13 protein-coding genes are annotated in these 14,498 nt (G+C 64.5%); 9 read left to right on the top strand and 4 right to left on the bottom strand.

Annotated elements, in window-relative coordinates; all coding sequences use genetic code 11:
• Positions 1 to 89: 89 nt before the first annotated feature.
• A complete protein-coding gene (icd, locus tag LU671_RS10585) occupies positions 90 to 1,346 on the top strand; it encodes an NADP-dependent isocitrate dehydrogenase (protein ID WP_232855647.1) in 1,257 nt (418 codons plus the stop codon).
• Positions 1,347 to 1,423: 77 nt separating this feature from the next.
• Here icd and cspD read toward each other — a convergent pair whose 3' ends face one another.
• Positions 1,424 to 1,678 carry a cold shock domain-containing protein CspD gene (gene cspD, locus LU671_RS10580; RefSeq protein ID WP_186716100.1) on the bottom strand — a complete coding sequence of 85 codons (255 nt, stop codon included), beginning with the start codon at positions 1,676 to 1,678 and terminating at the stop codon, positions 1,424 to 1,426.
• Between the two features lie 231 nt (positions 1,679 to 1,909).
• Here cspD and clpS point away from each other — a divergent pair, with 231 nt between their 5' ends.
• The gene (clpS, locus tag LU671_RS10575) at positions 1,910 to 2,284 is read left to right on the top strand and encodes an ATP-dependent Clp protease adapter ClpS (protein WP_011533429.1); all 375 of its coding nucleotides are present in this window, start codon (positions 1,910 to 1,912) and stop codon (positions 2,282 to 2,284) included.
• Between the two features lie 30 nt (positions 2,285 to 2,314).
• Positions 2,315 to 4,585, top strand: a complete 2,271-nt coding sequence (gene clpA / locus LU671_RS10570) for an ATP-dependent Clp protease ATP-binding subunit ClpA (protein ID WP_203652218.1) — start codon at positions 2,315 to 2,317, stop codon at positions 4,583 to 4,585.
• A 183-nt stretch (positions 4,586 to 4,768) separates the two neighbouring features.
• Here clpA and infA read toward each other — a convergent pair whose 3' ends face one another.
• From infA to aat, 3 genes are all read right to left on the bottom strand, one after another.
• A complete protein-coding gene (infA, locus tag LU671_RS10565) occupies positions 4,769 to 4,987 on the bottom strand; it encodes a translation initiation factor IF-1 (RefSeq protein ID WP_002553999.1) in 219 nt (72 codons plus the stop codon).
• A gap of 103 nt (positions 4,988 to 5,090) precedes the next feature.
• Positions 5,091 to 5,798 carry an arginyltransferase gene (locus tag LU671_RS10560; protein WP_203652220.1) on the bottom strand — a complete coding sequence of 236 codons (708 nt, stop codon included), beginning with the start codon at positions 5,796 to 5,798 and terminating at the stop codon, positions 5,091 to 5,093.
• 57 nt (positions 5,799 to 5,855) lie between these two features.
• A complete protein-coding gene (aat, locus tag LU671_RS10555) occupies positions 5,856 to 6,536 on the bottom strand; it encodes a leucyl/phenylalanyl-tRNA--protein transferase (RefSeq protein ID WP_203652222.1) in 681 nt (226 codons plus the stop codon).
• Positions 6,537 to 6,961: 425 nt separating this feature from the next.
• Between aat and LU671_RS10550 the strand changes: the two genes are divergently transcribed.
• The 6 genes from LU671_RS10550 (at position 6,962) to cysG (ending at position 14,492) form a co-directional block, all read left to right on the top strand.
• Positions 6,962 to 9,394 carry a DNA translocase FtsK gene (locus LU671_RS10550; protein WP_203652230.1) on the top strand — a complete coding sequence of 811 codons (2,433 nt, stop codon included), beginning with the start codon at positions 6,962 to 6,964 and terminating at the stop codon, positions 9,392 to 9,394.
• 62 nt (positions 9,395 to 9,456) lie between these two features.
• The gene (gene lolA / locus LU671_RS10545) at positions 9,457 to 10,080 is read left to right on the top strand and encodes an outer membrane lipoprotein chaperone LolA (RefSeq protein WP_232855646.1); all 624 of its coding nucleotides are present in this window, start codon (positions 9,457 to 9,459) and stop codon (positions 10,078 to 10,080) included.
• Positions 10,081 to 10,092: 12 nt separating this feature from the next.
• Positions 10,093 to 11,418: a replication-associated recombination protein A gene (locus LU671_RS10540; RefSeq protein WP_232855645.1), complete on the top strand. Its 1,326-nt coding sequence runs from the start codon at positions 10,093 to 10,095 to the stop codon at positions 11,416 to 11,418.
• Complete coding sequence (gene crcB, locus LU671_RS10535; RefSeq protein WP_110733660.1) at positions 11,415 to 11,789, top strand: fluoride efflux transporter CrcB; 375 nt, start codon at positions 11,415 to 11,417, stop codon at positions 11,787 to 11,789. Before LU671_RS10540 ends, crcB begins: the two co-directional genes overlap by 4 nt.
• A gap of 30 nt (positions 11,790 to 11,819) precedes the next feature.
• Positions 11,820 to 13,100, top strand: a complete 1,281-nt coding sequence (gene serS / locus LU671_RS10530) for a serine--tRNA ligase (RefSeq protein ID WP_232855644.1) — start codon at positions 11,820 to 11,822, stop codon at positions 13,098 to 13,100.
• Entirely contained in the window at positions 13,101 to 14,492 is a 1,392-nt protein-coding gene (gene cysG / locus LU671_RS10525; RefSeq protein WP_203652241.1) for a siroheme synthase CysG, read from the top strand.
• The last annotated feature ends 6 nt before the right edge of the window (positions 14,493 to 14,498 follow it).

The raw sequence follows: 14,498 nt of genomic DNA, 5'->3' as shown, positions 1-14,498 counted from the left end.
CGAGCGTACCTTGCAGGTCGGCAGATGTGGTTTAGGCTCAGTGGATCGCACGATTTCCAATCACCCCAGGAAAAGCGGAGTAGTGCAGCATGGGATACCAGAAAATCAAGGTTCCGTCTGATGGTGCCAAGATCACCGTCAATGCAGACCATTCGCTCAATGTTCCCGACAACCCCATCATTCCCTACATCGAAGGCGACGGTATCGGCGTGGATGTCTCGCCGGTGATGATCAAGGTGGTTGATGCCGCAGTGCAGAAAGCCTACGGCGGCAAGCGCAAGATTGCCTGGATGGAAGTGTACGCCGGCGAGAAAGCCACCCAGGTCTACGACCAGGACACCTGGTTGCCCCAGGAGACCCTGGATGCGGTAAAGGATTATGTCGTGTCGATCAAGGGGCCGTTGACCACCCCGGTCGGTGGTGGCATCCGTTCGCTCAACGTGGCCCTGCGCCAGCAGCTCGACCTTTATGTGTGCCTGCGTCCGGTGGTCTGGTTCCAGGGCGTGCCGAGCCCGGTGAAAAAGCCGGGTGACGTCGACATGGTGATCTTCCGCGAGAACTCCGAGGACATCTATGCCGGCATCGAGTGGAAGGCCGGCTCGCCCGAGGCGAACAAGGTGATCAAGTTCCTCAAGGAGGAGATGGGCGTCACCAAGATCCGCTTCGACCAGGACTGCGGCATCGGCGTCAAGCCGGTCTCGAAGGAGGGCACCAAGCGCCTGGTACGCAAGGCGTTGCAGTATGTGGTGGACAACGACCGCAAGTCGCTGACCCTGGTGCACAAGGGCAACATCATGAAATTCACCGAAGGGGCCTTCAAGGATTGGGGCTACGAGGTGGCGCGCGACGAGTTCGGCGCCGAGCTGCTCGATGGCGGCCCGTGGATGAAGTTCAGGAACCCGAGAACCGGCCGTGAGGTGGTCGTCAAGGATGCCATCGCCGACGCCATGCTCCAGCAGATCCTGCTGCGTCCGGCCGATTACGATGTGATCGCCACCCTCAACCTCAACGGCGACTACCTGTCCGACGCCCTGGCGGCGGAAGTGGGCGGGATCGGCATCGCGCCGGGGGCCAACCTGTCGGACACCGTGGCCATGTTCGAGGCCACCCACGGCACCGCGCCGAAGTACGCCGGCAAGGACCAGGTCAACCCGGGGTCGGTGATTCTGTCGGCCGAAATGATGCTGCGGCACATGGGCTGGACCGAGGCGGCCGACTTGATCATCAAGGGCACCAATGGCGCCATCGCGGCCAAGACCGTGACCTACGACTTCGAGCGCCTGATGGACGGCGCGACCCTGGTCGGTAGCTCGGGCTTTGGCGAGGCGCTGATCAAGCACATGTAAGCGGGGCAAAAAAACCGGTCGCCTCTTTTATTAAAGGGGCGACCGGTTTTTTCGTTTACCGGCAGGCAGGTCGGGGATCAGACTTCGACGGTGTTGCCCGGGTTCGTCGCGCTGGCCTGGACGCTGCTGGTGGCGCTTCTGATGTCGGTCGCGTGCAGCCCTTTGGGGCCCTGGATGATCTCGAAGTTCACGGCTTGGCCTGCTTTCAGCGTCTTGTAACCGTCCATCTGGATCGCTGAATAATGGGCGAACAGATCATCAGTCTTGCCGTCCTCGTTGATGAATCCGTAGCCCTTGGCATTGTTGAACCACTTGACTTTACCGCTTGCCATCCCTATGTCCCTCTGCAAAGGACTCCATCACTGGAGTATCATCCACTTCATCCGCATACGAACCTTGCGAGAAAATCTGGTTGACTGCGCGGATCTTTATCGACCACGGTGGGTTCTTATTGGTTGTAACACCGTTTTGCCGATAGTCAAGGTCAGCCGGCGCCCGCGCCGGAAGTGGCCTGCGCGGTCAACCCACAACCTTAACCTGTCGCTCATGATGAAATTCTTTCCATGCATGTACCCAGTGAGATTCGACTAACATTCAATCAGGATCGCCCGCAGTCGAACGAGGACGGGCATGAGGACGATGGTTCCGGCCTTGCGGTCCAGGAGGCCAAGCCGATCCTGCAGGCGCCACCGATGTACAAGGTGGTTTTGTTCAACGATGACTACACGCCAATGGATTTCGTCGTCGAAGTGCTCGAGACGTTCTTCAATCTGAACCGCGAGCTGGCAACGAAGATCATGCTGACCGTCCATACCGAAGGGCGGGCAGTATGCGGATTGTTTACCCGTGACATCGCCGAGACAAAGGCCATGCAGGTCAACCAATACGCCAGGGAAAGCCAGCATCCGCTACTCTGTGAAATCGAGAAGGACGGTTAATCGCCGACCACTTGGGTATGAGGTGAAGCTATGTTAAACCGCGAGCTCGAAGTCACCCTCAATCTGGCCTTCAAGGAGGCTCGTTCGAAGCGTCATGAGTTCATGACCGTCGAACATCTGCTGCTGGCACTCCTTGACAATGAGGCTGCCGCGACCGTTCTGCGCGCCTGTGGCGCCAATCTCGACAAACTCAAGCACGACCTGCAGGAGTTCATCGATTCGACCACCCCGCTGATCCCCGTGCATGACGAGGACCGCGAGACGCAACCGACCCTGGGCTTCCAGCGTGTGCTGCAGCGTGCCGTGTTCCATGTGCAGAGTTCCGGCAAGCGCGAAGTGACCGGCGCCAACGTGCTGGTGGCGATCTTCAGCGAACAGGAAAGCCAGGCGGTGTTCCTGCTCAAGCAGCAGAGCGTGGCGCGCATCGACGTCGTCAACTACATCGCCCACGGCATCAGCAAGGTGCCGGGCCACGGTTCGCACAGCGAGAGCGAGCAGGACATGCAGGACGAGGAGGGCGGCGAAGCGTCGTCTTCCAGCAACCCGCTGGACGCCTATGCCAGCAACCTCAACGAACTGGCCCGGGCCGGGCGCATCGACCCGTTGGTCGGGCGTGAGCAGGAAGTCGAGCGCGTGGCGCAGATCCTCGCCCGCCGGCGCAAGAACAACCCGCTGCTGGTCGGTGAGGCCGGTGTGGGCAAGACCGCCATCGCCGAAGGCCTGGCCAAGCGCATTGTCGATGGCCAGGTGCCCGACCTGCTGGCCCAGAGCGTGGTCTACTCGCTCGATCTGGGCGCGCTGTTGGCCGGTACCAAGTACCGCGGCGACTTCGAGAAGCGCTTCAAGGCGCTGCTCGGCGAGCTGAAAAAACGTCCGCAGGCCATCCTGTTCATCGACGAGATCCACACCATCATCGGCGCCGGCGCGGCTTCCGGTGGTGTGATGGATGCGTCCAACCTGCTCAAGCCACTGTTGTCATCCGGTGAGATCCGTTGCATCGGTTCCACCACCTTCCAGGAGTTCCGCGGCATCTTCGAGAAGGATCGCGCCCTGGCGCGGCGCTTCCAGAAGGTCGACGTCACCGAACCGTCGGTGGAGGACACCGTGGGCATCCTGCGCGGGCTCAAGGGCCGCTTCGAGAGCCACCACAACATCGAGTACAGCGACGAGGCCCTGCGCGCCGCCGCCGAACTGGCCTCGCGCTACATCAATGACCGGCACATGCCGGACAAGGCCATCGACGTGATCGACGAGGCTGGCGCCTACCAGCGCCTGCAGCCGGAAGCCAATCGGGTCAAGCGCATCGACGTGCCGCAGGTCGAGGACATCGTCGCCAAGATCGCGCGGATTCCGCCGAAGCACGTCACCAGCTCCGACAAGGAGCTGCTGCGCAACCTCGAGCGTGACCTGAAGCTGACCGTGTTCGGCCAGGATGCGGCGATCGACTCGCTGGCCACCGCCATCAAGCTGTCCCGTGCCGGCCTCAAGGCACCGGACAAGCCGGTCGGCTCGTTCCTGTTCGCCGGCCCCACCGGCGTGGGCAAGACCGAGGCCGCCCGCCAGCTGGCCAAGGCCCTGGGCGTGGAACTGGTGCGCTTCGACATGTCCGAGTACATGGAGCGGCACACCGTGTCGCGCCTGATCGGTGCGCCGCCCGGCTATGTCGGGTTCGACCAGGGTGGTCTGCTGACCGAGGCCATCACCAAGCAACCGCACTGCGTGCTGCTGCTCGACGAGATCGAGAAGGCCCACCCGGAAGTCTTCAACCTGCTGCTGCAGGTAATGGACCACGGCACCCTGACCGACAACAACGGGCGCAAGGCGGACTTCCGCAACGTGATCCTGATCATGACCACCAACGCCGGCGCCGAAACCGCCGCGCGGGCGTCGATCGGCTTCACCCACCAGGACCACTCGTCCGATGCGATGGAGGTCATCCGCAAGAGCTTCACGCCGGAGTTCCGCAACCGCCTGGACACCATCATCCAGTTCGGCCGCCTGTCCCACGAGACGATCAAGAGCATCGTCGACAAGTTCCTCATCGAACTGCAGGCGCAGCTGGAAGACAAGCGTGTGCTGCTGGAGGTCACCGACGCCGCCCGCGGCTGGCTGGCGGCCTCGGGCTACGACGTGCAGATGGGCGCGCGGCCGATGGCGCGGCTGATCCAGGACAAGATCAAGCGGCCGCTGGCCGAGGAGATCCTGTTCGGCGAGCTGGCCGAGCACGGTGGTGTGGTGCACATCGACCTGCGCGATGGCGAGCTGGTGTTCGATTACGAGACCACGGCTGAAGTCGCGTAAGGCTGGGGCCGCTGTGCGGCCCTTTCCGGCCGGTCCGACGCCTCGGCAAGGCCGCTCCTACAGAAATATGCATTCCCCTGTAGGAGCGGCCTTGTGCCGCGAATAGGGCTGCAAAGCAGCCCCGCTTTATGAAGGCCCACAAAAAAGCCCGGCACATTGGCCGGGCTTTTTCATGGCTTGAGCTTAGCGCGCACGGTAGGTGATGCGGCCCTTGCTCAGGTCGTACGGCGTCAGTTCGACGCGGACCTTGTCGCCAGTGAGAATACGGATGTAGTTCTTGCGCATCTTGCCAGAGATGTGCGCGGTAACGACGTGCCCGTTTTCCAACTCCACGCGGAACATGGTGTTGGGCAGGGTGTCGACGACAGTGCCTTCCATTTCGAAGCTGTCTTCTTTCGACATGCAGTAAAGCCCTCGGTATCCAGTGATGGCCCGACGCACGACTGCACCGGGCAAAAAAGTGGCGTGGATTATGCCCGAAATTTGTGTTTCAAGCCAATGTCTTTCAGTTGAGGCTGACCCAGCGCTGGTTGATCAGCAGTTCGATGGGGCGGTACTGGGTCTTGTAGTTCATCTTCTTGCAGTTCTTGATCCAGTAACCGAGGTACACCGCCTCGAGGTCCTGGCGCAGGGCCTCGGTGATCTGCCAGAGGATGGCGTAGCGCCCCAGGCTGCGGCGTTCCTCCTCGGGTTCATAGAAGGTGTACACCGCCGACAGGCCGTTGGGCAGCAGGTCGCACACCGCCACGGCCAGCAGCCGGCCCTCCAGGCGAAACTCGTAGAACCAGCAGAACGGCAGGTCGCGGACCAGGAAGGTGGAGAACTGGTCGCGGCTGGGCGGGTACATGTCGCCGTCGGCGTGGCGTTGCTCGATATAGCGCCGGTACAGGTCGAAGTATTCTTCCTTGAAGGACGGGCGGGCGGCAGTGACGGTCAGGTCGGCATTGCGCTTGAGGATGCGCCGCTGCTGGCGGTTGGGAATGAAGCGCGCCGCCGGGATGCGCGCCGGAACGCAGGCGTTGCATTGCTGGCAATGCGGGCGATAAAGGTGGTCGCCGCTGCGGCGAAAGCCCATTTCCGACAGGTCGGCGTAGACGTGCACGTCCATCGGCTGGCTCGGGTCGAGGAACAGCGTGGTCGCCTGTTCATCCGGCAGGTAGCTGCAGGAGTGGGGTTGAGTGGCATAGAACTTCAACCGCGCCAGCTCTGTCATGATCAACCCCTTAGGTGAGACGTTGTCTCTAAGTGTAAGCCAGCTCCGGGAACTCGCCTAGGCAACCCAGCGGGCGCCGCTGGGCTGGTCCAGGTATTGCGCCAGATGGCTGGCGAAGTCGACCCGGCTGATGGCGCGGGCCCCCAGGCTGTGCAGGTGGTCGGTGGGCATCTGGCAGTCGATCAGCACGAAGCCGGCCTGCCTGAGGTGCTCGACCAGGGTCACGAAGCCCACCTTGGAGGCGTTGTCGGCGCGGCTGAACATCGACTCGCCGAAGAACAGCCGGCCCATGGCCAGGCCGTACAGGCCGCCGACCAGCTCGCCGTCGCGGCGCACCTCCACCGAATGGGCGATGCCGCGCCGGTGCAGCTCGCAGTAGGCGGCGCGCATGTTGTCGGTGATCCAGGTGCCGTCGGCATAGTCCCGTGGCGCGGCGCAGGCGTCGATCACGGCGCTGAAGTCGCTGTCGAAGCTCACCTGGTAGCGGCCCTGGCGAATCAGCTTGGCCAGCGAGCGCGAAACGTGCAGCTCGTCCGGGAACAATACGGTGCGCGGGTCGGGTGACCACCAGAGGATTGGCTGGCCATCCTGGTACCAGGGGAAGCAGCCATGGCGATAGGCCGCGACCAGGCGGTCCGGGGTCAGGTCGCCGCCGGCGGCAAGCAGGCCATTGGGGTCATGCAGGGCCTTTTCCAGGGGCGGGAAGGTCAGCGAATCGCGGGTCAGCCAGGTGAGCATGGGGTTCTTGAGCGGCGGGGGAGGGGAGAGGGCAGCATGGCGTGCGTGCCTGGCAGGGTCAACTGCTGTGGCGCCTTCGCGGGTAAACCCGCTCCCACAGGCGTGCCGATAACCCTGTGGGAGCGGGCTTACCCGCGAAGGCGCCGGATCAGGCGAAACCCTTGGTAATTGCCCTGCCATTGACAGGTCACTTGGCACCATCTGGCGCTTTTGCTGTCACACCTGTGCAAAAACACAGCATAAGCCTTTGTCACAAAAGAAAATGCATGCTCAAATTGCAGCTATATGAAAGTAGCCCCCGTTCACGCCCCACACGGCGTGCCGCCATGGCGGCTGGCGGGCAGTAATGTTAAAAGTAGTGGTTCATTGGCCAGTGACCGGCCAATCACTATTGGACGCGCAGCACGCGCAGGAATAGACGCGTTTTGAAGAAATCCACCGCAACTCCAGCCCCCTTGCCAGTGCCCCTGTGGCGGCAACAGCTGCATTACCGCCTGAAGGAAGGTGCGCTGATTGCCGTCGGTGCCCTGTGCCTGTACCTGTGGATGGCACTGGTGACCTACGACACCGCCGACCCGGGCTTCAGCCACACCAGCAATGCCGAGCAGGTGCAGAACGCCGCCGGCCGCGCCGGGGCCTACTTCGCCGACATCCTGTTCATGGTGCTTGGCTACTTCGCCTATATCTTCCCGCTGCTGCTGGCGATCAAGACCTGGCAGATCTTCCGCGAGCGCCACCAGCCCTGGCAGTGGAGCGGCTGGCTGTTCTCCTGGCGCCTGATCGGCCTGGTGTTCCTGGTGTTGTCGGGCGCGGCGCTGGCGCATATCCACTTCCACCCGCCGGCGAGCATGCCGTTCTCCGCCGGTGGCGCCTTGGGCGAGAGCCTCGGCGATCTGGCGCGCAACCTGCTCAACGTGCAGGGCAGCACGCTGATGTTCATCGCCCTGTTCCTGTTCGGCCTGACCGTGTTCACCGACCTGTCGTGGTTCAAGGTGATGGACCTCACCGGCAAGATCACCCTCGACCTGTTCGAACTGGTGCAGGGCGCCGCCAACCGCTGGTGGGAGGCGCGCAACGAGCGCAAGCGCCTGGAAGCCCAACTGCGTGAAGTCGACGACCCGGTCTTCGACCTGGGCGACAAGCGCGAGCCGGCCAAGCCGCAGCCGCGTGAACGCGCCGAGCCCGTGGTGATGCGCGAGGAGCCGCCGGCCCGTCCGGTCGCACCGCGCGAAACCGTGGTAGCTCGCCCGCAGCCCGCCACCCCGGTGATCATCCCGCCGACCGCGGACAAGGCGCCGGAGCCGAGCAAGCGTGTCATGAAGGAAAAACAAGCGCCGTTGTTCATCGACAGCGCTGTGGAAGGCACCTTGCCGTCGATTTCCATCCTTGACCCGGCCGAGCAGAAAAAGATCGAGTATTCGCCGGAATCCCTGGCCGGCGTCGGCCAGTTGCTGGAGATCAAGCTCAAGGAATTCGGCGTGGAAGTCGCGGTCGACTCGATCCACCCGGGCCCGGTGATCACCCGCTACGAGATCCAGCCGGCCGCAGGCGTCAAGGTCAGCCGTATCGCCAACCTGGCCAAGGACCTGGCGCGCTCGCTGGCGGTCACCAGCGTGCGCGTGGTCGAGGTCATTCCCGGCAAGACCACCGTGGGTATCGAGATCCCCAACGAGAACCGCCAGATGGTGCGCTTCTCCGAGGTGCTGTCGTCGCCGCAGTTCGACGAGAACAAGTCGCCGGTCACCCTGGCCCTGGGCCATGACATCGGCGGCAAGCCGGTGATCACCGACCTGGCCAAGATGCCGCACCTGCTGGTGGCCGGTACCACCGGTTCCGGTAAGTCGGTGGGTGTGAACGCGATGATCCTGTCGATCCTGTTCAAATCGGGCCCGGAAGACGCGCGGTTGATCATGATCGACCCGAAGATGCTCGAGCTGTCTATCTACGAAGGCATCCCGCACCTGCTGTGCCCGGTGGTCACCGACATGAAGGACGCCGCCAACGCCCTGCGCTGGAGCGTGGCCGAGATGGAGCGCCGTTACAAGCTGATGGCGGCCATGGGCGTGCGCAACCTGGCGGGCTTCAACCGCAAGATCAAGGACGCCCAGGAAGCCGGCGAGATCATCCACGACCCGCTGTACCGTCGCGAGAGCATGGACGACGAGCCGCCGGCGCTGAAGACCCTGCCGACCATCGTGGTGGTGGTCGACGAATTCGCCGACATGATGATGATCGTCGGCAAGAAGGTCGAAGAGCTGATCGCGCGTATCGCCCAGAAGGCCCGTGCCGCCGGTATCCACCTGATCCTGGCCACCCAGCGCCCGTCGGTGGACGTGATCACCGGCCTGATCAAGGCCAACATCCCGACCCGCATGGCGTTCCAGGTGTCGAGCAAGATCGACTCGCGGACCATCATCGACCAGGGCGGCGCCGAACAGCTGCTCGGCCACGGTGACATGCTCTACATGCCGCCGGGCACCAGCCTGCCGATCCGCGTGCATGGCGCGTTCGTTTCCGACGACGAGGTGCATCGTACGGTCGAGGCCTGGAAGCTGCGCGGCGCGCCGGACTACAACGATGACATCCTCAACGGCGTCGAGGAGGCCGGCAGTGGCTTCGAAGGCGGCGGTGGCGGCGGCGATGGCGACGACCCGGAAGCCGACGCGCTCTACGACGAAGCCGTGCAGTTCGTGCTGGAAAGCCGCCGGGCGTCGATCTCGGCGGTACAACGCAAGCTCAAGATCGGCTACAACCGCGCCGCGCGGATGATCGAGTCGATGGAGATGGCCGGCGTGGTCACGCCGATGAACAGCAACGGCTCGCGGGAAGTGATTGCCCCGGGCGGCCCGCGCGACTGATGAACAACCTGCCGGGCACCATTGACGGCGTCCGGCCCCTTCACTGTGCAATGAGGATTTCCATGCGCGCGATTCGCATGCTGTTGGTTTCTGCCCTGGCTACGGCCAGCCTGTCGGCCCAGGCCGGCGAACAGGACGTCCAGCGCCTGACGCAATTGCTGGAAAAGTCGCAGACCATCGAAGCCAATTTCTCCCAGCTGACCCTGGATGCCGGCGGCACAAGCCTGCAGGAGACCAACGGCAAGATGACCGTCAAGCGCCCGGGCCTGTTCTACTGGCACACCGATGCGCCCCAGGAGCAGGTAGTGGTGTCCGACGGCAAGAACGTCACCCTGTGGGACCCGGACCTGGAGCAGGCCACCGTCAAGAAGCTCGACGTGCGCCTGAACCAGACCCCGGCGCTGCTGCTGTCCGGCGATGTTTCGAAGATCAGCCAGAGCTTCGACATCACCTCCAAGGAGCAGGGCGAAGTGATGGACTTCACCTTGAAGCCCAAGACCAAGGACACCCTGTTCGACTCGCTGCGCGTGTCGTTCCGCAGGGGCCTGATCAATGACATGCAGCTGATCGACAGCGTCGGCCAGCGCACCAACATCCTGTTCAATGGCGTCAAGGCCAACCAGGCGGTGCCGGACAGCAAGTTCCAGTTCGACATCCCCAAGGGCGCTGACGTCATCAAGGAGTAAGCGGAGCCTGTGATGGACCTGTTTCGAAGCGAACCCGTCGCCCAGCCCCTGGCCGCCCGCCTGCGTCCGTCCAACCTGGGCGAGTACGTCGGCCAGGAGCACCTGCTGGCGCGTGGCAAGCCGCTGCGCGAGGCGCTGGAGCAGGGTGCGCTGCACTCGATGATCTTCTGGGGGCCGCCTGGGGTGGGCAAGACCACCCTGGCGCGGCTGCTGGCGCAGTTCTGCGACGCCCACTTCGAAACGGTGTCGGCGGTGCTGGCCGGGGTCAAGGAGATCCGCCAGGCGGTCGAGGTGGCGAAACAGCAGGCCGGCCAGTATGGCCGGCGCACCATCCTGTTCGTCGACGAGGTGCACCGCTTCAACAAGTCGCAACAGGACGCCTTCCTGCCCTACGTGGAGGACGGCACGCTGATCTTCATCGGCGCCACTACCGAGAACCCGTCGTTCGAGCTGAACAACGCGCTGCTGTCGCGGGCGCGGGTCTACGTGCTCAAGAGCCTGGACGAGGCCGCGCTGCGCAAATTGGTCGATCGCGCCCTGAACGAGGAGCGCGGCCTGGGCAAGCGCAACCTGCGGGTGGGCGATGAGGCGTTCAAGATGCTCATGGCCGCCGCCGACGGCGATGGCCGGCGCATGCTCAACTTCCTCGAGAATGCCTCGGACCTGGCCGAAGACGGCGGCGAGATCGGCGTCGAGCTGCTGCAGAGCCTGCTCGGCGACAGCCGCCGGCGCTTCGACAAGGGTGGCGAGGCCTTCTACGACCAGATTTCCGCGCTGCACAAATCGGTGCGCGGCTCCAATCCGGACGGCGCGCTGTACTGGTACGCGCGCATGCTCGACGGCGGCTGTGACCCGCTGTACATCGCCCGCCGAGTGGTGCGCATGGCCAGCGAGGACATCGGCAACGCCGACCCCCGCGCCCTGAGCCTGTGCCTGGCGGCATGGGATGTGCAGGAGCGCCTGGGCAGCCCTGAAGGCGAGCTGGCGGTGGCCCAGGCCATCACCTACATTGCCTGCGCGCCGAAGAGCAACGCGGTGTACATGGGCTTCAAGGCGGCCATGCGCGAGGCCGCCGAGCACGGCTCGCTGGAAGTGCCGCTGCACCTGCGCAACGCGCCGACCAAGTTGATGAAGCAACTGGGCTATGGCGAGGAGTACCGCTACGCCCATGACGAGCCGGATGCCTACGCCGCCGGCGAGGACTATTTCCCCGAGCAGCTCGAGCCGCGCCAGTATTACCAGCCGGTGCCGCGAGGGCTTGAGCTGAAGATCGGCGAGAAGCTCAAGCACCTGGCCGAGCTCGACCGCAACAGCCCCCGCCAGCGGAGAAAACCGTGATTGCACTTATCGCTGCCGTCAGCGCCGGCGGGGTTGCCGGCACGCTGCTGCGCTTCGCCACCGCCAACTGGGTCGCGGCCCACTGGCCACGGCACTTCTATGCCGGTACGCTGGCGGTCAACCTGGTTGGCTGCCTGCTGATCGGCCTGCTCTACGGCTTGTTCCTGCACAAGCCGCTGGTGCCGGTCGAGCTGCGCGCCGGGCTGATCGTCGGCTTTCTCGGCGGCCTGACCACTTTTTCCTCCTTCTCGCTCGATACCGTGCGCCTGATGGAAAGCGGGCAGGTCCCGCTGGCCTTGGGCTATACCATTATCAGCGTGGTAGGCGGCCTGCTCGCGACCTGGGCCGGCCTGTCCCTGACCCGATTCTGAACCAACACCTACTTATAACGAGAGAACGATATGCTCGATTCCAAACTGTTACGCGGCCAACTTCAGGAAGTGGCGGACCGCCTGGCCTCCCGTGGCTTCAGCCTGGATGTCGCGCGCATCGAATCGCTGGAAGAGCGCCGCAAGGCGGTGCAGACCCGCACCGAGCAGCTGCAGGCCGAGCGTAACGCCCGTTCCAAATCGATCGGTCAGGCCAAAGCCAAGGGCGAGGACATCGCGCCGCTGATGGCTGACGTCGAGCGCATGGCCAATGAGCTGGCCGCCGGCAAGACCGAGCTGGACGGTATCCAGGCCGAGCTGGACGGCATCCTGCTGACCATCCCCAACCTGCCGGACGCCAGCGTGCCGGTCGGTGCCAGTGAAGACGACAACGTCGAAGTGCGCCGTTGGGGCACCCCGACCACCTTCGACTTCGAGATCAAGGACCACGTCGCCCTGGGCGAAGTCAGCGGTGGCCTGGACTTCGAGGCCGCGGCCAAGCTGTCCGGCGCCCGCTTCGCCGTGCTGCGCGGCCCGATCGCCCGTCTGCACCGCGCCCTGGCGCAGTTCATGATCAACCTGCACACCGGCGAGCACGGCTACGAGGAACACTACACCCCGTACCTGGTGCAGGCTCCGGCCTTGCAGGGCACCGGCCAGCTGCCGAAGTTCGAGGAAGACCTGTTCAAGATCAGCCGCGAAGGCGAGGCCGACTTCTACCTGATCCCGACCGCCGAAGTGTCGCTGACCAACCTGGTGGCCGGCGAGATCCTCGACGCCAAGCAGCTGCCGCTGAAGTTGGTCGCCCACACCCCGTGCTTCCGCAGCGAAGCCGGTGCCTCGGGCCGCGACACCCGCGGCATGATCCGTCAGCACCAGTTCGACAAGGTCGAGATGGTGCAGGTCGTCGAACCGGCGAAATCCATGGAAGCCCTGGAAGGCCTTACCGCCAACGCCGAGCGCGTGCTGCAGCTGCTGGAACTGCCGTACCGCGTTCTGGCGCTGTGCACCGGCGACATGGGCTTCGGCGCGGTGAAGACCTACGACCTGGAAGTGTGGGTGCCGAGCCAGGACAAGTACCGCGAGATCAGCTCCTGCTCCAACTGCGGTGATTTCCAGGCGCGGCGCATGCAGGCCCGCTGGCGCAACCCGGAAACCGGCAAGCCGGAGCTGGTACACACCCTCAACGGTTCGGGCCTGGCTGTCGGCCGGACCCTGGTGGCGGTGCTGGAGAACTACCAGCAGGCCGACGGTTCGATCCGCGTGCCGGACGTGCTCAAGCCGTACATGGGTGGCGTCGAGGTCATTCGCTGAATGGACTACCTGCCGCTTTTCCATAAGCTGCAGGGCGGCCGGGTGCTGGTCGTCGGTGGCGGCGAGATCGCCTTGCGCAAGGCGCGCCTGCTGGCCGATGCCGGCGCCGCGCTGCGGGTGGTGGCGCCGGAGGTCGACGGCCAGCTGGCCGCGCTGGCACGCGAGGGCGGTGGCGAGGTGCTGGTGCGTGGCTACCAGGCGAGTGACCTGGAGGGCTGCCGCCTGGTGATCGCGGCCACCGACGACTCGGCGCTCAATGCCCAGGTCTCGACCGAGGCCCAGGCGCGCAGCCTGCCGGTCAATGTGGTGGATGCCCCGGCCCTGTGCACGGTGATCTTCCCCGCCATCGTCGACCGTTCACCCCTGGTGGTGGCGGTCTCCAGCGGTGGCGACGCCCCGGTGCTGGCGCGCTTGATCCGCGCCAAGCTGGAAGCCTGGATCCCGTCCGCCTACGGCGAGCTGGCCGGGCTGGCGGCGCGTTTCCGGCACAAGGTCAAGGCCTTGTACCCGGACGTCAACCAGCGCCGTGGCTTCTGGGAGAGTGTGTTCCAGGGCCCGGTCGCCGAGCGCCAACTGGCCGGGCAGGGCGCCGAGGCCGAGCGCCTTTTGCAGGCGATGGTCGATGGCGCGCCGGTGCAGCAGGGCGGCGAGGTGTACCTGGTGGGCGCGGGGCCGGGCGATCCGGACCTGCTGACCTTCCGTGCCCTGCGTCTGATGCAGCAGGCCGACGTGGTGCTGTACGACCGCCTGGTGGCCCCGGCCATCATCGAGATGTGCAGGCGTGACGCCGAGCGTATCTATGTCGGCAAGCGCCGCGCCGATCACGCCGTGCCACAGGACAAGATCAATCGGCTACTGGTCGACCTGGCCCGTCAGGGCAAGCGCGTGCTGCGGCTCAAGGGTGGCGATCCATTCATCTTCGGTCGGGGTGGCGAGGAGATCGAGGAGCTGGCTGACGAGGGTATTCCGTTCCAGGTGGTGCCGGGCATCACTGCGGCCAGTGGTTGTTCCGCGTATGGCGGGATTCCGCTGACCCACCGCGATTACGCCCAATCGGTGCGCTTCGTTACCGGTCACCTTAAGGATGGCACCAGCAACCTGCCCTGGGATGACCTGGTGGCGCCGGCCCAGACCCTGGTGTTCTACATGGGTTTGGTCGGGTTGCCGACCATCTGCGCCGAGTTGATCCGCCATGGTCGCGCGGCGAGCACGCCGGCAGCCTTGGTGCAGCAAGGGACCACGCGCAATCAGCGGGTGTTCACCGGTACCCTGGCTGACCTGCCGGAGCTGGTGGCGCGGCATGAAGTGCATGCGCCGACCCTGGTGATCGTTGGGGAAGTGGTGCAGCTGCGCGAGAAGCTGGCGTGGTTTGAAGGGGCGCAGGACAGCTGAAATTGC

It is taken from the genome of Pseudomonas sp. NMI760_13 (assembly GCF_021283245.1).
GTDB lineage: Bacteria > Pseudomonadota > Gammaproteobacteria > Pseudomonadales > Pseudomonadaceae > Aquipseudomonas > Aquipseudomonas peradeniyensis.
The sequence above is the reverse complement of the archived record's forward strand: the minus strand, read 5'-3'. Positions and strand labels throughout refer to the sequence as shown.

Excerpts from the sequence above, each read along its gene's own strand:
- icd (WP_232855647.1), top strand. The coding sequence starts at position 90 with ATGGGATACCAGAAAATCAAGGTTCCGTCTGATGGTGCCAAGATCACC.
- cspD (WP_186716100.1), bottom strand. The coding sequence starts at position 1,678 with ATGGCAAGCGGTAAAGTCAAGTGGTTCAACAATGCCAAGGGCTACGGA.
- clpS (WP_011533429.1), top strand. The coding sequence starts at position 1,910 with ATGCATGTACCCAGTGAGATTCGACTAACATTCAATCAGGATCGCCCG.
- clpA (WP_203652218.1), top strand. The coding sequence starts at position 2,315 with ATGTTAAACCGCGAGCTCGAAGTCACCCTCAATCTGGCCTTCAAGGAG.
- infA (WP_002553999.1), bottom strand. The coding sequence starts at position 4,987 with ATGTCGAAAGAAGACAGCTTCGAAATGGAAGGCACTGTCGTCGACACC.
- LU671_RS10560 (WP_203652220.1), bottom strand. The coding sequence starts at position 5,798 with ATGACAGAGCTGGCGCGGTTGAAGTTCTATGCCACTCAACCCCACTCC.
- aat (WP_203652222.1), bottom strand. The coding sequence starts at position 6,536 with ATGCTCACCTGGCTGACCCGCGATTCGCTGACCTTCCCGCCCCTGGAA.
- lolA (WP_232855646.1), top strand. The coding sequence starts at position 9,457 with ATGCGCGCGATTCGCATGCTGTTGGTTTCTGCCCTGGCTACGGCCAGC.
- LU671_RS10540 (WP_232855645.1), top strand. The coding sequence starts at position 10,093 with ATGGACCTGTTTCGAAGCGAACCCGTCGCCCAGCCCCTGGCCGCCCGC.
- serS (WP_232855644.1), top strand. The coding sequence starts at position 11,820 with ATGCTCGATTCCAAACTGTTACGCGGCCAACTTCAGGAAGTGGCGGAC.
- cysG (WP_203652241.1), top strand. The coding sequence starts at position 13,101 with ATGGACTACCTGCCGCTTTTCCATAAGCTGCAGGGCGGCCGGGTGCTG.